This is a genomic window from Vibrio sp. 10N.237.312.B06 (assembly GCF_041464685.1).
GTDB lineage: Bacteria > Pseudomonadota > Gammaproteobacteria > Enterobacterales > Vibrionaceae > Vibrio > Vibrio tasmaniensis_A.
In genome coordinates this window covers 1-25,444 of the sequence record NZ_JBFSPI010000027.1, presented here as the reverse complement: position 1 = coordinate 25,444, position 25,444 = coordinate 1, and the positions used below count along the sequence as shown (strand labels likewise).

The following is a 25,444-nucleotide window of genomic DNA, read 5'->3' as shown; positions in this document are numbered from 1 at the left end:
TTATAGTTTCTGACTTAAAGAACACGGAAAATATATACGTCATAACTATCAATAAAAGTGGGATTTATTTTGAAAGGAATCAGAGTCACACAACTCAAAGAAATGTGTTAGAGATAGATGATATTGCTTCGAATTATCGATTTTTACCGACACGAATTACGCATTCCCTAAGAAAATAGTTCACTAGGAAGGTATTTTTTTAGGGAATCAATTGGAGTGAAACGCTCGCATAAATAATGATATTGAGTGCTTTTGATCATCATCAAAACGTTGTTGAGACTGTTGCAAAGTCGCTAAGTTACTAAGCTATTAAGCTACTGAGCGTATGCGTTTATAAATAGATAAATCATTAAACGTTAATTTGAACGAGCTAAACTAATAGCGGCTATTCATGCCAAATCGATTCGACATATCATCGTCCATACGACCGCCCTTCCAACCGCCACCGCCCAACAAATTAAGTACATCACGCGCGTTATATTCCTCACCACCGAAGAAGTCATTAGACACATCATTACGCAGCAATTGAATGGCTGGAGCAATTTCAGCAGCAAGGTCTTGTGGGTCAGCAAACAATGCTAAGGCAACCAGTTGTTGGCGCTTACTCAATTCACATGAACTCGTTTCTACTTGCCCAATAGAGAAAAAATCACTGCTTCCGTACGCTTTCACCAACTTTGCAGAAAGTGATTTGATTACTTTCTTGATTCGTCGTCGTTGAATATATCTAAACAAAGAGATTGCCTTGTATTGATGAGCCTAAGTTAACCAAACAATAGATAAGTTTGATTGTCGACCGAGATGCTTTTTACTTGCGTGTTAAATACGGATTCTAGCTGTTCAGGCACAAGCACTTGCTCTGCACTGCCTGATGTTTGTAGTACGCCCTTTTCGAGCAGCAGTACTTGGTCGGCATGCCTCAAGGTCCGGTTCAGGTCGTGGTTAGCCATGATCACGGCGATGCCCTTCTCTGCCACTCGTTCAATGAGCTTGTATAACAAGGCTTCTTGAGCAATATCCAATGGAGCTGCGGGTTCATCGAGGATCAGCAGCTTTGCGTATGGATTAAGCGTCGGCCAAATTTGCAGACACATGCCCGCCAAGCGAACGCGTTGCCATTCACCACCAGACAATGTCTGAATTGAACGATGAAGTTTGTCTGTGATGTCTAGCATCTGGCTGATTTCGTCCAAAGCTGCGTTGATTTCAATATCAAGGCCGTGTGATGAACTTGGCAGTGACAACGCAAGGTATTGGAACACTTCCAAGTTGAAGGCGGGCCTTGCACTTTGGCAAAGATAAGCGCGATGCAATGATAAATCTTGTAGTGATAATACTGACAAGTCTTGTCCGTCGAACTTTATATCACCTTTGTAGCCATCACCAACGCCAGATATCGCTTCTAATAAGGTACTTTTCCCACTGCCATTAGGACCGATGACATGAGTCACCTGCCCTTGCTTGAGCTCAAATGATAATGGTAATAAACGAGCGCCGACGCTCAGGCTCTTAATTTGAATCATGATTTTTAATTAACATCCAAATGAAGATAGGCGCACCGATACTGGTGGTCATCACACCCAAAGGTAATTCTGCAGAATCGAGTAATGTACGCGCGCAAATATCAGCAAACACCAACAACGCAGCGCCAGCAACGGCAGACAAAGGAAGAAGGTATTTGTTATCAGTACCAATCGCTAAACGCAATAAGTGTGGCACAACCAAGCCAACAAAGCTGATCACGCCACCTAAAGCTACCGCGCAGCCGACTAAAATAGACACAGCGAAAATTAGACGCCAACGTAATCTCGGAACGTTCACACCCAGTTGCGCGGCATGCGTTTCGCCAATCATCAGCTTGTCTAGCTTGCTACCTTGGAGACACAGCCAAATAATCACGGGGATCATCACTAACGTGAGCGAGTGTTGATACCAAGTCACGCCACCTAAGCTGCCCATCAGCCAATACATCAACAAGCGTAGGCTTAAGTCATCACTAAAATAGAACGCCCATGTCACCATCGCACCAGAAAGAATACCTAACGCGACACCCACCAGCAGTAATTTAGCCGTGGTGAGTCGCATCGTTTTTACCATGCTCACTAGAATCACGGTAAAACAGAGTGAGCCTAAAACGGCGGCAATCATGAACAGTTCTGGTGTAGGAGCAAACGGTAAGAAGAACAGCACGATCACCATCGCTAAGCTTGCACCACCAGAAATGCCGAGCACACCGGGCTCTGCTAATACGTTACCCAATAAGACTTGTAAGCTTGCGCCAGATACGGCTAACCCTGCCCCGATAGCAATAGCCGCCAATAGTCGAGGTAAGCGTAAATCAATCAGTAGTTTTTGTTCTAACGTGGACAAGGTGCCCAGAGGGGAAATGAAAAGATCGCCAACCATTAGGTAAATCGCACTCAGCGCGACAAGCAGTGCTGCCATCAGATAAATGGCTCGGGTCCATTTGCGCTGTTTTTGGTGAAGAAGTTGTTGGAAATCCATATCAAGCTACTTTGAAATTGTTCGCGTAACCTTACCTGTATCCCCAAATAAACTCAAGGCTCACACCGTAATGTGAACCTTGATATTTCAACCAGTTGAGCGGTTGTTTTCGTCGTTTAAACCCGAGTCGGTATTAATCGTACACAAGCTGACCGTGGTCGAATCGTGTTTCAACTTCGCACACCATTAAGGCCGCTCGTTGACCGATAGCAACGTTGCGATTTGGGAACACTACTGCTTCGTTTTCATTCTTCGCCATCAATGGCTTATCACCATCATGACCAAACACTTCACCGTGCTTGAACGCCGTAAAGTTTTCAACGGCATCAGAGAACATGAAATCAAAATCATCATGCAAACGAACAATGGTTCGGCTTACGCGATAAGTAATGGTTTTCTTTGGCAAATGCTCTGGTTCTATTTCAGCAATCAAATTGCGCATTGCCAAATCGAAAGCAGTTAACTTATCAAGCTGGTTCTCACCAATTCTTGCTACCTGCCCTAGCTCCATTGTCAGTGCTTGGGCTTCAAAGTTTTCAGCGCTGTACCAACTGAAAGTACTCGTTGGCGCATTGGATAACAACACCGCTTCAACGTGAGCACTGTTAATGAAATCGAACAAGGCTTTACTGCGAACTTCGTGTCGAACCTTAGGGCTTACGGCGAAAGAGTAATGCTTAGACAAACGGATAGCACAGTGCAGATCTAAGTGCCAACGAGTGGCAGGCACCGTTTCCTTGTAAAACTCAGTAACCAAGTACTTAAGGTTCTTCGCGATGTCCACTTCTCGATTACTCTCGTACTGTTTTTCATCAAACAGACGGTTCATATTCACATCAAGAAAACGCGTATGCGCATTGGTCGCTTCTGGGTGAGCAATGATGAACAAACATCTTGCTGTCACGACTTGGAAGCCGGTTTCAATATCCTCAATGAGCTTATCAATCAGCTCCATTGGTGAAGTTTCGTCGCCATGAACACCTGTTGAAAAGATGATGTTCTTGGTCTCAGAATTATACTCTGCGGGAATCACTTCCAATACACCGCGTTGATGAAGCTTAATTTGAACACCGTTACTCAGTACGGTCTGTCCTGCAACCACTTCTTGCTCAAGATCTAGGCTGTCAAAAAGAAATGATTGGCGAAAGAGGGTCTTCGTCATGCGCTACTCCTTAATTGCACGGCCGTATGTTAATAAATTGTACATAGAAATTGTGTTGCTAGGATCGCACTTATCAATAGAAACTCCGTTATCACTCACAAATACTACCCATATATTTTTGTATTACCTGCTGACTTTACTAACCGACATCTATTCCAAATAATTTTACCTATTTAAAACAACTTTTGGTTATCTCTGTTTATATCAGCAAGATAAGAGCCACGTAAGCTAACACAGCTCTTACCTACCATGAACAGATTGAGATCAATTAATCTTCCTGATCGAGCAATCTTTCAAATTCATCGATTTGAACTTTGACCATGTCGATGCTTTGTTGCCAAAAGTCAGCTTGAGTCAGGTCCATTCCCAAATGTTTTTGAACGACTTCTTCCGCCATCATGCTGCCCGTATCACGAAGCAAGGAAACGTAATCACCGTAGAATTGTTCGCCCTTAGCATCGCGCTGAGCGTAAACACCTTTACTGAACAGGTAACCGAACAGGTATGGGTAGTTGTAGAAGCTCACTTGAGAGATGCTGAAGTGCAGTTTGCTTGCCCAGAAGTAAGGGTCGGCTTCTGTCATTGCATCGCCATACCACTCCTTCCAAGTGGTTTCCATCAAGTCACACAGCTGCTGAGCCGTTAGCTCACCTTTTTCACGCTGCTCATAGAAGGCTTTCTCAAACTCGAAACGTACTGGAATGTTTACCATCAAAGCGAGTGAAGAAGAAAGCTCTTCCCACAACATTTCAAGTTTCTCATTGCGTGTTTGTGCTTGTTTTAACAAGTGGTCACGGACGATGTTTTCAGCAAAGATTGAAGCGGTTTCTGCTAGCGTCATTGGGTAGCGCGTCTGACACAAAGGCATGTCTTTCATCACCCAGTTATGGAACGCATGGCCTAGTTCGTGTGCCAATGTCATTAAGTCTGAGCGGCTACCGCTCCATGTCATGAACACAAGAGGTGTACGTGTCGCAGCAAACTTGGTGCAGTACGCGCCTAAACGTTTGTTCGCAGCCGGAGCGGCATCAATCCAACCGTTCTCAACCATTAATGCGACAAAATCAGCCATCTCTGGATTGACTTCAGCAAAAGCGGTTTTGATCACTTCAATCGCTTCATCAAATGAATAAACCTTAGATTCGCTGTCACCCAGCGGAGGCATCGCGGCTAAATGGTTCCAAGGCTTCATTTCATCAAGCCCGTGAACTCTTGCCATTAACAGACCTGCTTTCTGGCCTACTTCGCGATTTGCCTTTGCTACCGACATCATGGTGTCTAGCGTTTCAGGTACGATGCGGCTGGCGTGTAGGCTTGGATCAAGGAAATGTACGTCGCTTATTTTCGAGCGCTTTTTGTTCTCTGTCAGTCGCCAACCCGCAAGCGCATTTAGAATTGAAGCAAAAGACTCTTGGTGCGTCTTCATTGCGCCTTGGACTGCGCGCCATGCCGGTTCTTGTTTGTCGAATTCGCTGCCGTACAACAAGCTCGCAGCTTGTGAAAAACCTAGCGCTTCGTCTTCACCGTTCAGCTTTAGCGACAGTTTTAAAGAACCGGTTAAGTTATCGTACAAACGACCCCATCCATCACGGCCATCAACCTTCATCGCGGCCAATAACTGCTCTTCAGCAACACTAAGGCGGCTGCTTGATAACTTACGCGAGCTTTCAATCGCAAAGCGTTGTCCTGCTACATCTGCGCTGTCATGCTCTAAAACTGCATCAATAAACTCTGGTTCTGCGTGGATTAGCGTGTCTTCATAAGGGCTGAACGCTTGAGACATTTCAGAATTCAGTTTCGCAACTCGACCAAGCAGTGCTTTGGCTTCTGTGTGCGTCGCGTCTACCGATGCGTGGCAATTAGCGAAGGTGTTGATTGTGCTCAGTAACGTGCCTGCCGCTTCAGAAGTTTGAATGGCGTTTTGCATCGCTAGGATAATATGACGCTTTTCAACGTGTAGGTACAACAGCTCAATACATTGTTGAATGAGTTCAATGTCCTGTTCGATTTTTGCATCATTAAGATCGCGATAAGCAATGCTTAGATCCCAACTCGGTGTTGTCATGACTAAATTCCTTTCACGTAGGTAGTAATACCAATCTGGTATAGCGGCTGTAAACGCCGCTTTATATTTCGATTCTTATTTCTGTTTCTATTTACAGATCTAATAGATTGTTAATTCTTAAACTGTGTATTTTTAACACTCAGAGAACAGGTAGCCCTATCGATTTAACGCTGATAAAACTCTGCGCAAACTGAGTGATTTGAATATGAGTTATCGACGCGTTTTCTATCGATAGCTTCGAGTACAAACTCGGATTTTTCCAATCAATATCAAGACAATGTGCTAACAGAATGCGAATCACACCACCATGGGTAACCAACAATATATTGTCACTTGGATCATTCAAAAGTTGCGACCAAGCTTGAGTTACTCTGTTATGGAAGCTCTGTAAACTTTCCGCGCCAGTCAGTTGATGGTTTGCGGGATCTTGCCAGAAGGTGTCTAACATCGCCCACTTGTCTTCAAGTTCATCAAATGCGACCCCGTCAACCTCACCAAAATTCATTTCTTGGAAATCTGGTGCAACAGACAGAGGCACCGACATGCGTTGTGCAAACAAGCTCGCGAGATCACCACATCGTCTGAGTGGCGAAGAAACCACGCAATCAAAGGCAATATCTTGTTTTATCAGCGCCCCACATATCCGATCTTGAAGATCAGGATTAACCAACACATCAGATGAACCATTAAGTGCCGCTTCGCCTTCGACTTTGCCATGTCTTAGTAGATAGATGTTTTTGGTTGTTCCATTTTCCATTTGTTCAACTAACCTTTGATACCAATCTAATTATGAGTCGAGCTTTGAGTCAAATAGCTCGACGGCTTTAAGCTCAATGGTAATCCTGCAGCAACCAGCGTAACGCGTTCAACGACGCGAGCTAGCGCTTGGTTCATGCGACCCGCATTGTCGACAAATAGGCGCGACACTTTACCTAAAGGCACCACACCTAAACCGACTTCGTTAGACACCATGATAATTTGCGCCGGGCTTTGCTCTACGCTTTTCACTAAAACTTCGACCACGGCCTCAACCTGTTCATTGGTCGCATCATCACCCAACTCAAAAATAATGTTGTTCAACCACAAAGTTAAGCAGTCAATCATCACCACATCGTTTTGATCAAAAGACTGCAGTTTTTCGGCTAATTCAACAGGGGCTTCATGCTCAATCCACAGCTCACCACGACGTTGTTGATGATGCGCAATTCTCTCACGCATTTCGTCGTCCAAATAAGTGGCCGTCGCAATATAGTTGAGGCGTCCATTTGAACATGCTTCAAGCGCACATAATGCCTGTTGTTCTGCAAAACTAGACTTACCAGAACGAGCCCCACCCAATACCAGATGGCTATTTCGCTGACTTACTTGATTAATTTGATTAGCTTGATTCGTGTTTGTCATAAGGAGCCGTTATAGAAAGCCATTGTAAAATGCAGTAATGAATACAAGGTAAGTCAGCAACTCCATCAACTGTTGAGCAGCCCCCAAGCAGTCGCCAGTAAAGCCACCAATTCGAGCCGTTAACCACTTTTTGAAACCTGTTCTGAACAGATAGGCGACGACAGATAAAACCAAAGCGAGCTCAAGACCAAACCACAAGCTAGGCAGAACGCCCACAAGCAATAAAAAGACAAGTTCACCTTTAGTTTGCTTGTTCGCCAATGGCTTACTTTTACTGGTATCTAAATCGCTAACGTAAGGCATGTCGTAAATCAGTGATGCAGCAATTGCACGGCTAAAGGTATAACTGGTCACGATAACCATAAACAAATTTGTCATATTCGCTAGTTCGTTTAATAGAACCCACTTGCCAAGCAGAGCCATAACCAGTGCAGACGCGCCATAAGTACCAATTCGACTGTCTTTCATGATGGTCAAACGGCGTTCTAAGGTCATACCGCCGCCAATACCATCCGCCATATCGGTTAAGCCGTCTTCATGGAAAGCACCGGTTAGCATCAAGCTAAAGCTCATCATCAAAAAGATGGCCACTGCACTCGGCAGTATTGCATCGAGTAGCAAGAACACACCGCCACACAGAACACCAAGTAACAAACCAACCGTTGAAAAGTAGCGACCCGAACGATTCATGCGCTCTTCTGAATAAGGCGTATTCTTCGGCATCGGCAAACGAGAAAAGAAACCCATCGCCAACGAAAAAAGTTCCCATTGGTATGTGATGCTATCTTTCAACGATCTTTTTGGTGCATCACTCATTAAACCGTGACTCCAGCACTCGCAAAACTCGCCATGTTGTTATAGAACTCTGCCGCCGCACGAATTATTGGCATAGCTAGCGCAGCACCTGTGCCCTCGCCCAATCTCAATCCAAGATCGAGCAGTGGCTCAGCGTCTAGCAGGTCTAATAGAATCTTGTGCCCCGACTCTTCAGAGCGATGAGCAAAGATCATGTAATCACGGCAACTCGGTTCAATTAGAGTCGCGACATACGCCGCAACCGACACGATAAAACCATCGACCAACACAGGGGTTCTGTTTTCGTAAGCGCCAAGGAAGCCCCCCACCATTTGAACTATTTCATAACCGCCGACTTGGCTTAACACCTCTTTTGCGTCAGGATTTATGCAACGAGCAACACCTTGCTTAACCACCGCCACTTTACGTGCAAGCTGTTCATTGTTGATACCAGTGCCTAAACCAACACACTCATCTGCAGTTCGGTTTGCTAGCGCACTTAAGATGGCAGACGCGCTGCTGGTATTGCCGATGCCCATTTCACCAAACATGATGATATTCGTGCCATTCGAAATGGTTCTAGATACAAGCTCAGTTCCCAGTTCAATCCCACGTTCAACAGTTTCTAAACTCATTGCCGCTTCATTGGCAAAGTTATTGGTTCGCGTACCTAAGCGCTGAGAAATCAACATGTCGCTGTCAGATTCAACAGGCAACAAAATCCCAGTGTCCACGACTGTAATTTCGACGTTGTTTACCGCACAAAAGCAATTAATCGCTGCGCCACCGCTTAAGAAGTTCAACACCATCTGTTGCGTGACGGCACTTGGAGCAATACTCACACCTTCATCTGCTATGCCATGGTCGCCAGCAAAAATGATGATACGTGGCTTATTTAATTCAATGTGTTCGACCGCAGCTTCTTTGCCTTGGCTCTGAATCAATGCCAATTGATGAGCGACTTTTTCTAGTAAGCCAAGCGCACCGAGCGGCTTGGTTTTTTGGTCAATACGGTGTTGGATGTACTGCGAGTATTGGGTATCTAACATAGTTTTTAAAAACGCTTATTCTGGGTACGTTAATTTAGGATTGGCTATTTTGGGCGAGCAACAGAGAACACATTAGAAAGCGTCGCGTATTCACCGCCACCAAGTCGAGACAGTGGGTCCAATGCCAACGCATCAACCTTAAGACGTTCACTCTCTTTATCGATCACGTCTTCGGAAATGTACACGGTTTCGACTTGAGCAAAGATAAGGCTTTGTGGCACATCTCCAACTTCTTTTACTTCGTACAAGGTGCAGCCAAAAGCGACCGCGCACTCTTTTACTCTTGGTAAAGAAAAGCCTTCAAATTCAACCAGCTCAATATCATTCGCGGTGATTTCAGAATCACCATGATCGAGTGTGGCTGCTGTCGCAGTCATTGTTTCGGCAGAACTTGAAGAAGCAATGTGAATCACTAGCTTACCCGTTTCTAAGGCGTTACGAGTGGTATCTTTGATTTCGCCAGCCGATTTCTTCCCGACCGACAACATCAGTAGCGGCGGATTGCTAGAAACAGGCGTGAAATAAGAGAAAGGCGCTAGGTTGTACTCTTGTTCAGAAGATTCCGTCAATACCCACGCAATAGGGCGAGGAACAACGGTTTGTGTCATCAGGTGATAAATCTGAGTGGGAGCAAGAGTATCAAGCTTGAGGTTCATAGCACGTCCTTGGTCTATGTGAATTACGACTCAGTTTACGTGTTAAGCAATGCTGTATCTATGCCTAATCAACAGAAACCGTAGAGAGTGTTCTTAATTTAAACAGATCACACTGGTTTTTTCTCAAATTGACAATCAAATTGACGAACCCTAAAACACCTACAATACTGATAATAGATTTATCAATAACTTACATTTTGGCATCGTTTATGCTTTATCTAAAGTACTTGTTAATCTCTCCATTGATAAGTACCCATACAGTGAATGCCCACAACACTGACGCTACACAAAGAAAGACAATCGATTGAAAGACAAAACAGAGCAACGATTTAGGAGGTGTAATGATTCCAAACTCAAGTAAAAGAAAACCAAATAAATCAAGTAAGAAAACCAGCAAAAAGGTAAGGAAAATCCCACTCTCCTTCACCTAATAGCTATCGAAGCAATAAGACAACAAAGTAGTAAAGCAAATAACAAGCCCGTCGCCCAGCGGGCTTTGTTATCTTTAACACCTTAATTGAGGTTTACCTAGCTAAGCACATACCTTCCGTATAAAAGCCCATCATCAAACCCCATCTTCCTAACGCTCATTCATGAAACTTTTGTTCGCTTAAAATTCAAACACTGTTTATATTAAACAAGCACTTGTAGAGCGAGTAAGGAATAGAATGAGTATTAATGGAGATAAAACATCGGTTGTTATAGCTGGTGCGACAGGGCTAATTGGTCATCATGTCCTGAGACTGCTCATTAACGAGCCCGCTGTAGAACACATCTATGCTTTGTCACGAAGAGCATTAGGTGAAGAATTTCACTCCAACAAACTCGATACACTCATCCACAACGATCTACAAGTAACGAGTTGGGACGACACCAAAGCGACGCCCAACTTAGGCATTATCTGCTTAGGCACAACCAAGAAAAAAGCAGGTTCAAAAGAAGCGCTGCGAAAGATCGATGTAGAACTGGTTAGCCAAGTGGCACAGTCGATGAAATTCCTTGGAGTTCAACGTGTCGCAGTCGTTTCTAGCTATGGCGCTTCGCCAGACTCCTATTCACACTATCTGCGCTGTAAGGGACAAATGGAGCAAAACCTAAAACGTATTGGCTTCAAGCAGCTCTTCATCGCTCGTCCAGGCCCGCTGGTGGGTGAACGTGCCGAACCCAGAACTGATGAAAAACTCCTACAAAGAGCCTTCCCTTTAATATCTCCGTTAATGTTTGGAAAATTCAAAAACCTACGCCCTATCCAATCGGAAGATGTAGCGAAAGCAATATTATTCCGATTGTTCGAAAATAATTTCCAAAGTATCGAAATTTACACCTCGACTGACATGCTTAATTTATTAGCGAAATATCGTTAAAACGTCTACCTATTCACCACAATGTTGAATATCCATCCAATCCATTGGGTGGATATTACTAATCGTTCTAATAAATTACTTTTCCTTATTTTACGTTTTGTTACAGGTCGCTATTTTAGCTAACAGTATTTGCGCCCATATATCTAAGCGCCCTATCGATTCAAGGTTATTCATAAGGAAAAACAATGTCATTTTCAGCTATCGCTGCCTTAGCGGTATTCACTGGTATCCTCTTTTTTCTCTACGGACAGCAGAAAAAAGAACACACACTTTCTCGCCTCGTTTTACTCGGTTTAGTTTTCGGTAGTGCTTTTGGCCTTGGTCTTCAACTGCTATTTGGTGAAGGCAATCCTGTTATCAAAGAGGCGCTCGACTGGGTAAACATTGTGGGTCGTGGTTACGTTGGCCTATTAAAAATGGTCATCATGCCATTGGTGTTAGTTTCAATGATTGCGGCAGTAGTGAAGCTTGAGAAAGGCGGCTCACTAGGTAAGATTTCCGGCATCACCATTTCTGTGTTGCTAGCAACAACGGCAATTTCTGCGATTGTTGGTATTGTTGTAACACAAGCATTCGGCTTGTCGGCTGAAGGTTTAACTGAAGGCGCTCGTGAAACAGCACGTATCGCAACACTAGAAAGCCGCATCGGCAGCGTTTCAGATCTAACTATTCCACAAATGCTGGTTAGCTTTATTCCGACTAACCCATTTGCAGACCTAACAGGGGCTCGCTCTACTTCTATCATCGCGGTAGTTATCTTTGGCGTGCTAACGGGTATTGCTGCTCGTAAGGTGATGGCAGAGAAAGAAGAATTAGAATCTCCAATCCGTACGTTCGTTGAAGCGGCTCAATCTATCGTTATGCGCTTAGTTAAGATGATCATGGCACTAACGCCATACGGCATCGCAGCATTAATGGCGAAGGTAGTCGCAACGTCAAGTGCTTCTGACATCCTAAGCCTATTGGGCTTCATCGTTGCTTCTTATGTCGCTATTATCCTGATGTTCGTCGTTCACGGTGTGTTGGTTTCTTTTGTTGGTGTCAACCCGAAAGAGTACTTCCAAAAGATCTGGCCAGTACTGACGTTCGCTTTCACGTCTCGTAGCTCTGCAGCAACTATTCCCCTGAACGTTGAAGCTCAAATCACTAAGTTAAACGTGCCACCAGCGATTGCTAACCTGTCTGCGTCTTTCGGTGCAACAATTGGTCAAAATGGTTGTGCGGGTATTTACCCTGCAATGCTTGCAGTTATGGTTGCGCCTACGGTTGGTATCGACCCAATGGACATTAACTTCATTCTGTCTCTCATTGCTATTATCACAGTGAGCTCATTTGGTATTGCCGGCGTTGGTGGCGGTGCAACTTTCGCTGCACTTATCGTACTACCCGCGATGGGTCTTCCTGTGACTATCGCAGCACTGCTTATCTCTATCGAACCACTTATAGATATGGCACGTACTGCGCTTAACGTATCTGGTGCAATGACAGCTGGTACAATCACAAGCCGCCTATTGGCTAAAAAGGACAAGCAGCAAGATTTGGAACAAGCGAACGCTTAATGGGTTCGATTGATCCAATAACTTGAGTCTCGTTAAACAAAAACCGATGCACATGCGTCGGTTTTTTTATTGCTTATTAGTTTTGTTTATTACTTTACGATCATCCACATTCTATAACGCAAAACTCTATATTTGTTCAATAGTACAATAAGTTAGCCATGAAACATCAGCCAAACTGATATATGATGCACCGCTTCAATATGTCACATCATTCTGGCACCCGTTCGATAACAGGATCCTCATGAGCTTTATTATATTATTACTTCTTCTAGTATTCGTTGGCGTTACACGTTTATTTCAGTGGCGAAAAACCTCTAGTTTTATCAAACTTCTTCTGATCTCTTTATTTATATTGATTGGTTCGGGTTTAATCCCTCGCTATCTACTAAACGACCTGCAAGCCAATTATGAGCGCAAACCTGACATTCAGTGGACCTCTCACAATGCCATTATCTTGCTTGGTGCTGGTACTCAACTCATCGCAAGTACACAAGAATTTGAGCCGACCTTTTTCTCGTTCGGTCGCATCAATGAAACGGCAAGCCAATATAAAAACTGTGCGAAGGCTCAAACCATATGCAAAGTGATTGTTAGTGGTGGAGATGCACAAAATAATGGTGTAACCGAAGCGGAAGTTTATCAACAGCAGTTGCTTAGACTCGGCGTTCCACTAGCCGATATCATTCAAGAATCGAATAGCGTCAACACTTGGAAAAACGCGCAGCTCACCAGTGACCTAATGAAGCATCACCAGTTCGACAACATTGTTCTTGTTTCATCAGGCCTACATATTCGTCGTAGTGAACTCTACTTTAATCATTTTGGATTAAACGTCGTCCCAGTACGAGCCGACTACATGGCTGCTCAAATTTCATGGTTACCATTATGGTACAACTTCGCAGTTACAGACTTTGCATTGCATGAACAATTGGGTTTTGCTCGTTACAACCTTTACAACTTTATGGGTTGGAACAGCAAACGTGAGAAGCCCGGTGACGCCTGATCGCTTCAACCATGATCTAACTAGTTAGTTATTTAGTTATTTAGCTATTTGGCTATTTGGCTATTTGGCTATTTGGCTAGTGGTCATTTAGTATCTAGAAGATTCACAGCTCATAAACAAAAAAATGCAGCCACAATCGAAGGATTGTCAGCTGCATTTTTAATTCGTGCTTCTACTCAGTACTAACGGGCAATTACCACATTAGATCATCTGGGATCACGAAGTCTTTGTACGGGTCATCTTCGTCTACTTCATCTGAGCTTGAAGCTTGCGTATCAACGATAGATTCTTCGTCACGCATTGCGATCTTGTTTGCTACTGCTGTTGGGATAACAACATAGCTTTCGCCTTGGCGCGCAATACTTAGAATGCCTTTACTTAGTTGCTTTTGAGTCAGCTCTTCTACGTAAAGGTATTTAACTAGCGTACCGTCGGTGAAGTTGTATTTGATCTCACCGTTCTTCTGTTCGATCTTGTTCATCTCAATCAGTTGCTTCACTTGAGCTTTAATTTCTTTGCTCAACTGCTGTTCTTTCAACTGTTGGTTTAACTCTTTGTCTTTCGCTTGCTGCGCCAGTTTAGTTTCTTCTGCTGCCGCTTTTGCTTCACGAGACTGAACGCGAGACTTTTTAGAGCCTTTCTTCGCCTTCTTTAATTTTTTCTCATTTACCAAGCCAGCTTTAAGCATCTGCTCTTGGAGTGTTAACTTTGCCATGACTTTCCCAGTTCAGGATTAAAAACTGCACTATCATACCTGTTTTTAAGGTTTCTGTTTACTGAACAAGAGTAAATTACAGAACAATCGCAAAATTTGTGCTGATAGCTCAAAGCTGTCGCCATAATCCCTTCTTGTTGCTCACAATCTCTACTCTCCCCGAACAAACAGTTTTCGTTTAAGCACGCCAACATTGGCTGATCTACCGACTCGAAACCATTATCTGACTCTATTATTCGCGCGCGTACCACTTATCATTCCGACAAAGCAATATGTTAATTTTCAATGGTTAATCAATTTTATAAAACCTTGGCATATATCTCACATTTGAATAAATGCCATAGAGTTATAACTCCAATGTCATAACTCTTGACTACGTTATTCTAGACATCAATCAATAAGGATAACGTAAACGATGAAAACTCAATGGACTTGGTTAGCTGCACTTGTGGCATCCACATCAATCGCTTCGACCTCTGCGATCGCAGACACCGACGTGTATCTTACCAATAACACTAATCAAGTGATGACCATTCAAGCCAACCACACCGGTACCGACCTACTTCAACTCGGTGATGAGTGGCAACAGCATGTTGAACAGATTGGTCCTTGGGAGACGAAGAAGCTGATCAGTTTTAACCGCTGGACTGGTGTGAAATCTGGGAAGACCTATGAGTTTGACACTGTGGTATCGAACGCTGTGGGCGAGAGTTTCACGCTCAACCAAACCATGAAGGGACATTGGTATAACTCGACACTGCAACATGGTTTGAGTGCCGCAGACGTTAACCTAACGTTGCATGACGATCGTAATATTCATCGCAACACCACTGATGCATTCGGGGTCAATGCAGAGCTAGCCCTCAAAGCCGATTCTACGGCGCGTTACGATGATATTTATTACACCATCACCCCACCAAAAGCGGATGAGCAGCCAGAGCCGGATGCCAATACACTCAAAGTCATGACTTATAACATCTGGGCGCTGCCTGCCATCGCGTCGCATATTGGTGACCGCTACGACCTTCTCCCTCAATACGTAAAGGGCTATGACGTGCTGGCGCTTCAAGAGGTGTTTGCCAACGGCAGAGATGAGTTCTTGCGTGAACTTGCGAAAGAGTATCCTTATCAAACTAAAATGCTCGATAAAGATGGGATTAACATATACGACGGTGGTGTGATCATTGTCAGCCGCTACCCTATCGTTAACGAAGCTCAGTATGTTTTCCCTGATTGTACGGGCACAGATTGCTTCGCTGATAAAGGTGTTAACTACGCGGAAGTGATCAAGAATGGTCAGGCTTACCATGTTTTCGGTACCCACACGGCATCATTCGATACGGACACGGCACGTGACTACCGACAACGTCAATTCAAGCAGATGCGTGCACTGGCGCAGTCTCTGAATATCCCGGCATCAGAAACTGTGGTTTACAGCGGTGACTTCAACGTGAACAAGCTCAAGTTCCCGGGCGACTACCAACAGATGTTTGCTAACCTGCAGGCTGATGAACCAACATACTCAGGTTACACCGCTTCTACCTTTGACCCACGCATCAACAACTTTGCGGGTGAGCCTATGTCGGGTGGCGAGAACGTTGAGTATCTCGATTATGTGGTAGTGAGCTCAGAGTATGCCGCTAAAGCGCATAACGACAATCGCGTGGATGTTCCAAGATCAACAAGCAGTGAGTTATGGAAGCACTACAACCTTTCAGACCACTTCCCTGTTAGCGCCGTGATCAAGTAACTCGGTGAACCAATAATGCATCGAGTTATATTAATCCTAATGCTCGTCTTAACGGCGAGCATTATTGGCTATTCGTGGTCATCAAAAACGAACGAAACAGCGCTATCTTCTGCTCAACACACAGAAGCTAAGCCGCGTGTTTCTACGACAACTGATGACGATAATTTCACGCCCACTGCAACCACCAGTTCGGGAAATTCAGCATCGCAGAGCAATCTATCCCTAACTGAATCATCGGGCGGAGAAACGCATGTTGAAAACTTGACTGAGCTTGAAGGTAAGGCTTTATTCGATGAACTCGACGGGTTCTGGAAGCTTTGCCAACAACGCGATGACTGCGCAGAGCAACTCGCACGATTGAAATCAGAATTGCCGAGCATATGGTTTGAGTTACTGAGCGACTATCCGCAGCTATCAGTCGACTGGCAATTAACCCAAAGCACTATCCCTCTTGAATCCATAGAGACTCTTGAAGAGCGTGTTGCCCTATTCAAACAATCTGCACAGCAAGTATGGGGAGAGTTGGCCCACCAGCTATTCGCAGACCAGTTTACTCATTTGGATTTTACGCTTGACGCCAACACCCTTAAAGAGAACGAAGCGAGCCAGTTTTTGGCCAACTATCAAGATTTGCTCAGTGAATGGCAAAACAATACGGACACGTTAAACGCGGAAACACAGCTTCTAAAATATGAATTGGCAGTCTCTTTGATACCCAGCAGCTATAGCCCTGCTGAGATAGTATCAGTCAAAGCCGACCTTCAAGAGACCTACTTAGATGAAATGCAGACCAGCAACATTGCCGCGCGAGAACAGCAAGTCGCGCAACAGCAGCAAACCGTGATGAGTTATCACGAGCAACTGGATCAGCTCAACGCGACCTTAGACTCTCAGCGCTCATCAAGTTATGCCACTTGGACTCAGCACGATTGGGACAGTTACTATCAGCAGCAAGTCACCAATTTCAGAGAACAGTTTTTTAGCAAGTAACGTTTAACTTAAACCGTCACGAAACTGCGCGGGCGTTTTATTGAGCCAACCTTTAAACGCCCTTCTGAAATTTGCAGGGTCGCTATAACCGAGCCTTTCACCGATGTCATCGATACTCATGGTTGTGCCGAGTAACAGCTCTTTGGCCAGTTCCACTCGAACTTCGGTAAGCAATACTTGATAACTGGAATCATGGGTCACTAGCTCTCTCCTTAGTGTACGAGAACTACAACAAAACTCATCCGCAAGTTGTTCAATATTCGGGAAACTGCCTGCGGTTTGATAAAAGATCGTTTTGATTTGGTTAGTCAGCAGATGCTCAGAGTCCAGCGTTTCCACTATCGACTGGCAAGACGCGAGATAGCGCTTCAGTGTCGCGGCATCATGAGTCAATAAGGTTTGTGATAAAACCGAGGCATCAAAACGCAATTCACAATGGCTCTGCTCAAAAACTACAGGGCACTGGAAACGGTCATCATAGAGCTTGGCGTAATTGGGAAAAGCATAAGGCAAAGCCAAAGTGTGAATATCCAATTCATGACCAGTCAGTTCTTTGAACAAAGAGACGATGGAACTCAAGAAATACTCACTGCAGAAAGGGAGCAGATCGCCCACTTCCAAGGTGTTCTCAATCTGAATCACTGCTTGTTCAGAATCTAGAAACAATTTAACCGAGAAGATAGGCCCATTCAGGCGCAAATATTTGAAGCCCGACTTGATGGCCTCCCCGACATTTTGACTGGTCGATAACGCATAACCCAACACACCAAAGTGGCTCAAGCTAGCGTGTTCCCCCAGCCAAAGCCCTAAGCCATCGTGAAGAAAGCTCTGATTCGCCACGCTAAATAACGCAAGTTTATCAGCGTAAGTCAGCTTTCCATTCGGGTCTCGCCAATCCATGTTCGGCAAACCCACATCATTGAGTAGCCTTTCAATATCGACGCCTCGTTGCTCTAGCGTATTTAACAGCAGCGCGATATCTAATGTACCCAACTGATGCCGATGTCCGGTTGGCTTATACTCCGCAATAATATCCAATCGAATCTCCTTATATCTAACCCCTTCCCATAAACATGACTACTCAGCTTCAACAACACTGCTAACAAAATCGTGATTGCTCACGCGCTATTGTCCGAATATGACCTCCCAATTCTACGCTACTCATCGCACAATGGCTTTAGTTGTTAAATTTATGTGAACCATCGCAATGATAAAAACTAACCCTGCCCCACACAGTTTGATTGATTCTAATGGTCAGCCGATCATTGGGCATTTCGATGGCATTCCAAAGCACCTGAACATCGAGAACTTTGACTACCGAAACTCTATGGATGCAAAAGCAAATCTTTGGCAGAAGCACTTCCACTACAAGCAATTCCAGTTTGTCAGCATCGTCTCAGACACGCACATTATCGGCGTAGCTATCGCGGATATTCGCTATTTGGGCTCGGCATTTTGTTATCTGTACGATATTGAAAACAACCATCTAGAAGAGTCATCTTGGTTGAGGCCATTAGGGTTTGATAAACAAGTTACCGCTTCGCCATTTGACGGCACGACAAACATTGCAGGCCAAAGCATCACCTTTAATATTGAAGGCGGGCAATGGCAAGTTCGCTTGAATACCAAACTCATCAAGGCCGATATCGCTTTAGAGCCTAAAGCCGACAGCTTGCCCTTGGCGATGTGCAGCCCAACGGGTTATTCAGGTTGGACTTACACCCAAAAGCACAATGCTTTGCGCATCAGCGGTGAAATCCAAATCAAGGGAGAATCACTCGTTCTCGAACAAGCTCGTGCCGGTTATGACTTTTCAGCGGGCTACATGAGACGTGAAACCAGTTGGCGCTGGGCAAGCATCAATACGCAATCTAATGGCACAGGTATTGGCCTAAACCTCGCGGCGGGCGTTAATGAAACCGGAGGCTGCGAAAACGTGTTATGGGTAAATGGAACCAGACACTTGCTTAACCCGGTACAGTTTACGTTCAGTCGCCAAAACACGAACTTGCCTTGGCAGATAACATCACAAGATGGACGTATAAACCTGACCTTCACGCCCTTAAATAACCGCAGCGAAAAGCTCAATTTATGGCTGTTAAAGAGTAACTTTCGTCAGTTCATTGGTCACTTTTCTGGCTCGATTGAAGACAACAATGGAGTGACACATCAACTCGATGGTGTTCTTGGCCTAACAGAAGATCACTTTGCTCGCTGGTAACGTAATTCTGCTGATTGAATCTCAGGCGAGCAAGTTTAAGTAAACTTGATACTAAGAACGCGTATGGCGTCTCAACAAGGATAAAACATGAATATCGACGCATTAATCAATCACCCAGAATGGCTACTGCTGGTATTAGCGCCCTTATTCGTGGTGTGCATGTTGGCTGAGTATTTTGTCGGTCAGAAGCAAGGTCGACTACCAGACAATTCCAACTATAAACTTTCAGAAGTGATGTGTAACTTCACGCTGGCGGGAATGCATCAACTCTCCGATTTGCTCACTGGGTTATTGGTCGTGCAGCTGTATCTATGGCTGTTTGGTTGGCGCTTAATGGACATTGAAATGGGCGTGCTGAGTTTTGTCGTATTGATGGTGTTACAAGACTTTTTCTATTATTGGTTCCATAGAGCAAGCCATCGTATTCGCTGGATGTGGGCCGCGCACGTCGCGCACCACAGTTCAGAACAGATGAACTTCAGTACGGCTTTCCGTCAGAGTTTGATGTACCCATTCGCAGGCATGTGGCTATTTTGGGTACCGCTCGTCATCATAGGTTTCGACCCTAAATGGGTCATCTTTGTAGTGCTTCTGAATCTAGGTTTGCAGTTCTTCGTCCATACACAATGGATACGAAGCTTGGGGCCACTTGAATACATCTTTAACACCCCTTCGCATCATCGAGTACATCACGGCAAAAACCCGCAATACATAGATAAGAACTACGCCGGTGTTTTGATCATTTGGGATAAGTTGTTTGGTACGTTCGAACCTGAAGTTGAAACTGTACGTTACGGCGTCACCAACCCCGTAAACAGTTTTAACCCTATAATCGTCACCTTTCAAGAATGGAAGGCTATATTCAAAGATTTGAGAAACCGAGAGCTAACCATTAAACAGAAAGTCCTGTTGATACTCTCCCCCCCATCGGATTAAACGGACGATAGACAGATTGTATTAACTAAGAAACCGCCTCTACTGGATTCAAAGGCATCCCCACCGACTCGATTGAATAGTAAAGCACCGTTTTCCGATAATTTATTTGTGATCTGGGTTGCACGCGTACCGCATACTATCAGATACTGAACAAAACTAACCTTCAGCCACAGTAAACGTTCTGCGCTTGCTGTTCAGGAATTTCAATGAGTTCAGATAATCAGCCGACCTACTTCTTTTTCGATTACGAAACGTGGGGCGTTAGCCCAGCAAAAGACCGTCCGAGTCAGTTTGCGGGTGTTCGTACCGACCAAGATTTCAATGTTATTGGAGAACCTCTGGTTATCTATTGCCAACCTCCTGCTGATTACCTCCCTGCGCCTGAAGCTGCGTTGATCACCCGTATCACGCCACAGAAAGCGGCTTCACAAGGTCTCCCTGAGCCAGAGTTTATCGCTAAGATCCATGCTGAGTTGGCGAAACCAAACACCACAAGCCTTGGCTACAACAGTATCCGATTCGATGATGAAGTAACGCGTTACACCTGTTACCGAAACTTCATTGACCCATATGCGTGGAGCTGGCAGAACGGCAACTCACGTTGGGATCTATTAGATGTAATGCGCGCTGTTCACGCACTGCGCCCTGAAGGCATTGTTTGGCCAGAGAACGAAGAAGGTTATCCAAGTTTCAAACTGGAACACCTATCTGTGGCAAACGGCATTGAACATGAGAACGCGCACGATGCGATGGCCGATGTTATTGCGACCATCGAGTTAGCAAAGAAGCTTAAAGCTGCACAACCTAAGATGTTCGATTACCTTTACAACATGCGTCATAAGCGTAAGCTAAATGACCTAGTTGATATCGTAAACATGACACCATTGATGCACGTTTCGGGCATGTTTGGCCGTGACTGCAACTACACAAGCTGGATTGTGCCTATGGCTTGGCACCCAACTAATCAAAATGCGGTTATCGTGGTTGATTTAGCTAAAGATCCAAGCCCACTACTAGAACTGGACGCTGATGAACTCAGAGACAGACTCTACACCAAACGCAGTGAACTGAGTGAAGACGAGCTACCCGTACCCATCAAATTGGTTCAACTGAACAAGTGCCCTATTCTTGCTCCAGCCAAAACGCTGACGGCTGAAAATGCCGAAACCATCGGTATCGATCGCCAACAATGCTTGAAGAACTTGGCACTGCTGCGCGAACATCCAGAGATCCGCGAAAAACTCATTGGCCTGTACTCTCAAGAGCGCGAGTACGAAAAAAGTGATGATGTTGATACCCACCTTTACGACGGTTTCTTTTCACCTGCTGATAAAACAGCGATGAACATCATTCGTGAAACTGACCCGAACAACTTGGCAGCTTTGGATATCACCTTCAGTGACGAACGTATTAAACCGTTACTGTTCCGTTACCGTGCACGTAACTTCCCATGGACGCTCGACGAAGCTGAGCAATTGAAATGGGCAAACCATTGTCGTGAGTTTTATGAGTGCCGTTTAGAAGAGTACATGCTCAACCTTGAAAACCTCGCGCACGAACATGAAAGTGACGAGAAGAAAATGGCTATCTTGAAGGCGGTTTATCAATACGTAGAAAAGTTAGCTAGTTAATTCCATTATCAAGAGACGTAACACTTTGAAAGAAAGATTGATCCAACTGGTTTACTGCTTAATCTCCTTCACCTTAATCATAGGTGCACTTACAGTAGGTAACGCGTTACAGCACTTTTTGGATACCTCAATCCCAGGCAGTATTTTTGGCATGTTGATTCTGTTTGCCGCCATGGTGATTGGTATTGTTCCTTCGCACTGGGTACAACCCGGTGCAAGCTTGATTATCCGCCTAATGATCTTACTGTTTGTTCCGATCAGTGTTGGGTTGATGGATCACTTCGACATGCTCATCGCGAACGCATTGCCAATTATGGCGAGCGCCGTTGGTGGCACGTTGCTGGTGTTGGTGTCCTTATCATGGTTTTTAGACCGCTTGCTTTCGAGAGGCAACTGATCATGTGGATTCTACTCACCATCGTGGTATTCCTGTTTGCTCGCTGGGTAAGTCAAAAAGTTAACTCACCACTGTGTAATCCCCTGCTGATCAGCATTGGTATCATCATTCCGATACTCACGTTCTTCAAAGTACCGTTTGAGACTTACTATGCGGACAACACCTGGATTACCTACATGCTGCAGCCCGCGGTAGTTGCCCTTGCTTATCCGCTTTATGAACAGCTACCTCAAATCAGAGCCAACTGGCGCATCATCACCTTTGCTTGCACGCTAGGCAGTGTGATGTCGATGACAACGACAGCATTAATCGCAGTGGCTTTTAAAGCGGACTTAACTTTGATTGCGAGTTTATTAGGTAAGTCAGTCACCACACCAATTGCGATGGAAGTATCGAGCCATTTAGGTGGTGAAGCAGCGATTGCGGCAATATTGGTATTGATTGTCGGTCTGTTTGGGGCAATTTTTGCTTACCCAATCTATAACCTGATTGGCATTAAGAGCCCGATCGCCAGAGGTTTAACCATGGGCACGGTATCTCACGCTTTAGGTACTGCGACATGTGCTGAAAAGAATCAGGAAGACGCAGCATTCAGTTCTTTGGCTCTTGTGCTTTGCGGCGTCATTACCTCAATCATCGCACCGAGTATATTTTCGCTCGTGGTTTGGTTCTATTCTTAACCTAAACGATCACTACGCGATCCAGCCCAACCAGAATGCTGTTTATTACAGTGTCTGTTTGGGCTTTTTATTCGCATTTATTTAGCAATAGCAGTCAAGTCACGGTCTTTTACGAGCACTAAGTGCGATATCAGCTGTATAAATGGCTCTTGTAATCGATTTCAAGTGTGACCTCACTCTAATTATGCAAACCAATGTAACAACAACAATTCAATGGTGCTCTTTATCACAGAAAATTCCTGAGCATTGCATAGAATTAAAGCCTAAGGTCAATTAAGGATTCAACATGAACAGTCGTATTACCCTGGCGCTGGAAAGTGCTCCAACAGCAATCAAAGCACTTTTGAGTGACATCGTATTAGCAGACAACTTTGACGCGACATTGTCTCCAGAACAATTTGCTAGCCTACTGCAAGCAAGTGGTTTAGCGGATGACGAGCTACGTATTGCGCTACTTCCTTTTGCCGCAGCCTATTCTTACGCTCCGTTATCTGACTTTTATGTTGGTGCAATCGTGCGTGGTTTGTCTGGCACTCTGTATTTTGGTGCAAACCTTGAAATCGCTGGTGCTCAACTTGGCCAAACAGTACACGCTGAGCAATCTGCAATCAGCCACGCTTGGATGAAAGGCGAACAAGGTATTTCTGATATCACCATCAACTTCAGCCCTTGTGGTCACTGTCGTCAATTCATGAACGAACTGACCACAGCGAAAGAGCTTAAGGTTCAGCTTCCACAACGTGATGAAATGTCTCTGCAAGAGTACCTACCAGACTCGTTCGGCCCTGCTGATTTAGGTGTAACAACAGGCCTAATGACAGAGCTTGATCATAAGTACACGACCGAAGAAACAACACCTATTGTTGTAGATGCGCTAGCAGCACTAAACCGCAGCCATGCGCCTTACACAAAAAACCTAAGTGGTGTTTCGCTACAACTGACGTCAGGTGAAATTTTTACGGGTGCTTACGCTGAAAACGCAGCGTTCAACCCGAGCCTACCTCCTCTGCAAGTCGCGTTAATTCAACTTAAACTGGCTGGCTTCGATTTTGAACAAATTGAAAGTGCAGCTTTGGTTGAAATCGCCGAAGGTAGCATCAGTCACCTAGCGGATACGCAATCTACATTAGAAGCGATTAATCCCGACCTTCCAGTGACTTACTTAGCAATCTAAGTACATCTAATTAACAAAAATTCAAATAAGCAGCCCTATTTAACGGGGCTGCTTTTTTTATACCTGTAATTAACGCAACAACTTGCGCAAACGTTTGCTTTTATCATTGAAATAAGTATGATCACCCCGTTTTCAATCAATCGTTCAAAAGATCGGAAGGAATTTCTATGTTTGGTACTGCTACTCGTGAAAATGCTACTCGTGTACTTCTATTAGGTTCAGGTGAACTCGGCAAAGAAGTTGCTATCGAGTGCCAACGTTTAGGTTTGGAAGTTATTGCTTGTGACCGTTATGCAGACGCACCCGCGATGCAAGTTGCGCATCGTAGCCATGTATTAGACATGTTAGACGGCGATGCACTTCAAGCGATCATTGAACTAGAAAAGCCAGATTATGTGGTTCCTGAAATTGAAGCTATTGCCACCAGCAAGTTGGTAGAGCTAGAAGCACAAGGCTTAAATGTCGTTCCGACTGCGAATGCGACCAAGCTAACGATGAACCGCGAAGGTATCCGTCGCCTAGCGGCAGAAGAGCTAAAACTGAGCACTTCTCCTTACCGCTTTGCAGACACCTTTGAAGACTTCGCTGCCGCTGTTGAATTCGTGGGAATGCCTTGCGTTGTTAAGCCAGTAATGAGCTCTTCAGGTAAAGGCCAAAGCGTTATCAAAACAGAGGAAGACATTCAAAAGTCTTGGGACTACGCACAAGAAGGCGGTCGTACTGGCGCGGGTCGCGTAATCGTTGAAGGCTTCATCGACTTTGATTACGAAATTACGTTACTTACCGTTCGCGCAGTCGACGGTGTTCACTTCTGTGCACCTATCGGTCACCGCCAAGAAGACGGTGATTACCGTGAGTCTTGGCAGCCACAAGTGATGTCAGACAACGCACTTAAAGCCGCGCAATACACGGCTGAACAAGTGGTTAACGCACTAGGTGGTCACGGCATCTTTGGTGTCGAGCTGTTTGTTAAAGGCGATCACGTTATCTTCAACGAAGTATCCCCTCGCCCACACGATACTGGCTTAGTGACTCTTATGTCTCAAGACTCATCGGAATTCGCACTGCACGTACGCGCGTTTACCGGTATGCCGATCAAATCCATCACGCAATACGGCCCATGTGCATCAGCGGTTATTCTGGGCCAAGGCACTTCAACCAACATTCGTTTTGAAGGTCTTACAGAGGCGCTAGACGCACCACAAACGCAAGTTCGCTTGTTTGGTAAGCCTGATATCGATGGTCGCCGTCGTCTAGGTGTGGCGCTGACTCGTCGCAACAGCACTGAGACTGCGATTGAAGATGCAATTGAGAGTGCTTCTAAAGTAAAAGTGATTTACTAGGGCGTGTTGATCTTTCGTGAGTGTTTTTTGAACAGCATGGTAAAGAGT

General features: G+C 44.9%; 24 protein-coding genes. 12 read left to right on the top strand and 12 right to left on the bottom strand.

Annotated features, from left to right (window positions below; genetic code table 11):
- Positions 1–375: 375 nt before the first annotated feature.
- The 10 genes from AB6C75_RS09655 to AB6C75_RS09610 form a co-directional block, all read right to left on the bottom strand.
- Positions 376–735, bottom strand: coding sequence for a DUF6559 family protein (locus tag AB6C75_RS09655; RefSeq protein WP_009846928.1), 360 nt, complete (start codon positions 733–735; stop codon positions 376–378).
- A 29-nt stretch (positions 736–764) separates the two neighbouring features.
- Positions 765–1,523 (bottom strand): vitamin B12 ABC transporter ATP-binding protein BtuD, encoded by a 759-nt coding sequence (btuD, locus tag AB6C75_RS09650; protein WP_372107651.1) that lies wholly within the window; start codon positions 1,521–1,523, stop codon positions 765–767.
- Complete coding sequence (btuC, locus tag AB6C75_RS09645) at positions 1,510–2,505, bottom strand: vitamin B12 ABC transporter permease BtuC (RefSeq protein WP_017096955.1); 996 nt, start codon at positions 2,503–2,505, stop codon at positions 1,510–1,512. The genes btuD and btuC overlap by 14 nt, the downstream gene beginning before the upstream one ends.
- A 133-nt stretch (positions 2,506–2,638) precedes the next feature.
- Positions 2,639–3,667 carry a succinylglutamate desuccinylase gene (locus AB6C75_RS09640; protein ID WP_017102184.1) on the bottom strand — a complete coding sequence of 343 codons (1,029 nt, stop codon included), beginning with the start codon at positions 3,665–3,667 and terminating at the stop codon, positions 2,639–2,641.
- Between the two features lie 268 nt (positions 3,668–3,935).
- Positions 3,936–5,732, bottom strand: coding sequence for a M3 family oligoendopeptidase (locus tag AB6C75_RS09635; protein WP_017099709.1), 1,797 nt, complete (start codon positions 5,730–5,732; stop codon positions 3,936–3,938).
- Positions 5,733–5,871: 139 nt separating this feature from the next.
- The gene (gene cobC / locus AB6C75_RS09630; RefSeq protein ID WP_017099710.1) at positions 5,872–6,489 is read right to left on the bottom strand and encodes an alpha-ribazole phosphatase family protein; all 618 of its coding nucleotides are present in this window, start codon (positions 6,487–6,489) and stop codon (positions 5,872–5,874) included.
- A 26-nt stretch (positions 6,490–6,515) separates the two neighbouring features.
- On the bottom strand, positions 6,516–7,133 hold the full coding sequence (cobU, locus tag AB6C75_RS09625) for a bifunctional adenosylcobinamide kinase/adenosylcobinamide-phosphate guanylyltransferase (protein WP_012604127.1): 618 nt from the start codon (positions 7,131–7,133) through the stop codon (positions 6,516–6,518).
- 9 nt (positions 7,134–7,142) lie between these two features.
- On the bottom strand, positions 7,143–7,949 hold the full coding sequence (locus tag AB6C75_RS09620; RefSeq protein ID WP_372107650.1) for an adenosylcobinamide-GDP ribazoletransferase: 807 nt from the start codon (positions 7,947–7,949) through the stop codon (positions 7,143–7,145).
- Positions 7,949–8,977, bottom strand: coding sequence for a nicotinate-nucleotide--dimethylbenzimidazole phosphoribosyltransferase (cobT, locus tag AB6C75_RS09615; RefSeq protein WP_372107649.1), 1,029 nt, complete (start codon positions 8,975–8,977; stop codon positions 7,949–7,951). Before cobT ends, AB6C75_RS09620 begins: the two co-directional genes overlap by 1 nt.
- A gap of 44 nt (positions 8,978–9,021) precedes the next feature.
- The gene (locus AB6C75_RS09610; protein WP_372107648.1) at positions 9,022–9,633 is read right to left on the bottom strand and encodes a flavin reductase family protein; all 612 of its coding nucleotides are present in this window, start codon (positions 9,631–9,633) and stop codon (positions 9,022–9,024) included.
- A 668-nt stretch (positions 9,634–10,301) separates the two neighbouring features.
- On the opposite strand from AB6C75_RS09610, the gene AB6C75_RS09605 reads away from it, so the two are divergent.
- The 3 genes from AB6C75_RS09605 (at position 10,302) to AB6C75_RS09595 (ending at position 13,559) form a co-directional block, all read left to right on the top strand.
- The gene (locus AB6C75_RS09605; protein ID WP_372107647.1) at positions 10,302–10,997 is read left to right on the top strand and encodes an NAD-dependent epimerase/dehydratase family protein; all 696 of its coding nucleotides are present in this window, start codon (positions 10,302–10,304) and stop codon (positions 10,995–10,997) included.
- A gap of 185 nt (positions 10,998–11,182) precedes the next feature.
- Positions 11,183–12,556: an L-cystine transporter gene (locus AB6C75_RS09600; protein WP_372107646.1), complete on the top strand. Its 1,374-nt coding sequence runs from the start codon at positions 11,183–11,185 to the stop codon at positions 12,554–12,556.
- A 241-nt stretch (positions 12,557–12,797) separates the two neighbouring features.
- The gene (locus AB6C75_RS09595; protein ID WP_372107645.1) at positions 12,798–13,559 is read left to right on the top strand and encodes a YdcF family protein; all 762 of its coding nucleotides are present in this window, start codon (positions 12,798–12,800) and stop codon (positions 13,557–13,559) included.
- Positions 13,560–13,752: 193 nt separating this feature from the next.
- On the opposite strand, the gene AB6C75_RS09590 is transcribed toward AB6C75_RS09595, so the two are convergent.
- Positions 13,753–14,274, bottom strand: a complete 522-nt coding sequence (locus AB6C75_RS09590; protein ID WP_012604134.1) for a DUF2058 domain-containing protein — start codon at positions 14,272–14,274, stop codon at positions 13,753–13,755.
- 415 nt (positions 14,275–14,689) lie between these two features.
- Between AB6C75_RS09590 and AB6C75_RS09585 the strand changes: the two genes are divergently transcribed.
- The gene (locus AB6C75_RS09585; protein ID WP_372107644.1) at positions 14,690–16,024 is read left to right on the top strand and encodes a sphingomyelin phosphodiesterase; all 1,335 of its coding nucleotides are present in this window, start codon (positions 14,690–14,692) and stop codon (positions 16,022–16,024) included.
- Positions 16,025–16,063: 39 nt separating this feature from the next.
- Positions 16,064–17,014 carry a chromosome partitioning protein ParA gene (locus AB6C75_RS09580; protein ID WP_372107662.1) on the top strand — a complete coding sequence of 317 codons (951 nt, stop codon included), beginning with the start codon at positions 16,064–16,066 and terminating at the stop codon, positions 17,012–17,014.
- Positions 17,015–17,017: 3 nt separating this feature from the next.
- Here AB6C75_RS09580 and AB6C75_RS09575 read toward each other — a convergent pair whose 3' ends face one another.
- The gene (locus AB6C75_RS09575) at positions 17,018–18,052 is read right to left on the bottom strand and encodes an AraC family transcriptional regulator (protein WP_372107643.1); all 1,035 of its coding nucleotides are present in this window, start codon (positions 18,050–18,052) and stop codon (positions 17,018–17,020) included.
- Positions 18,053–18,221: 169 nt separating this feature from the next.
- Here AB6C75_RS09575 and AB6C75_RS09570 point away from each other — a divergent pair, with 169 nt between their 5' ends.
- The 7 genes from AB6C75_RS09570 to purT all read left to right on the top strand — a co-directional run bounded on the left by AB6C75_RS09570 (position 18,222) and on the right by purT (position 25,396).
- Positions 18,222–19,235 (top strand): DUF2804 domain-containing protein, encoded by a 1,014-nt coding sequence (locus AB6C75_RS09570; protein ID WP_193841435.1) that lies wholly within the window; start codon positions 18,222–18,224, stop codon positions 19,233–19,235.
- Positions 19,236–19,322: 87 nt separating this feature from the next.
- Positions 19,323–20,171, top strand: a complete 849-nt coding sequence (locus tag AB6C75_RS09565; protein WP_372107642.1) for a sterol desaturase family protein — start codon at positions 19,323–19,325, stop codon at positions 20,169–20,171.
- 206 nt (positions 20,172–20,377) lie between these two features.
- The gene (sbcB, locus tag AB6C75_RS09560) at positions 20,378–21,802 is read left to right on the top strand and encodes an exodeoxyribonuclease I (RefSeq protein WP_372107641.1); all 1,425 of its coding nucleotides are present in this window, start codon (positions 20,378–20,380) and stop codon (positions 21,800–21,802) included.
- 25 nt (positions 21,803–21,827) lie between these two features.
- Positions 21,828–22,199 (top strand): CidA/LrgA family protein, encoded by a 372-nt coding sequence (locus tag AB6C75_RS09555; RefSeq protein ID WP_009846947.1) that lies wholly within the window; start codon positions 21,828–21,830, stop codon positions 22,197–22,199.
- A gap of 2 nt (positions 22,200–22,201) precedes the next feature.
- Positions 22,202–22,879, top strand: a complete 678-nt coding sequence (locus AB6C75_RS09550; protein ID WP_004734865.1) for an LrgB family protein — start codon at positions 22,202–22,204, stop codon at positions 22,877–22,879.
- 286 nt (positions 22,880–23,165) lie between these two features.
- On the top strand, positions 23,166–24,053 hold the full coding sequence (gene cdd, locus AB6C75_RS09545; protein WP_372107640.1) for a cytidine deaminase: 888 nt from the start codon (positions 23,166–23,168) through the stop codon (positions 24,051–24,053).
- A gap of 167 nt (positions 24,054–24,220) precedes the next feature.
- Positions 24,221–25,396, top strand: coding sequence for a formate-dependent phosphoribosylglycinamide formyltransferase (purT, locus tag AB6C75_RS09540; RefSeq protein WP_017070928.1), 1,176 nt, complete (start codon positions 24,221–24,223; stop codon positions 25,394–25,396).
- Positions 25,397–25,444: the final 48 nt, after the last annotated feature.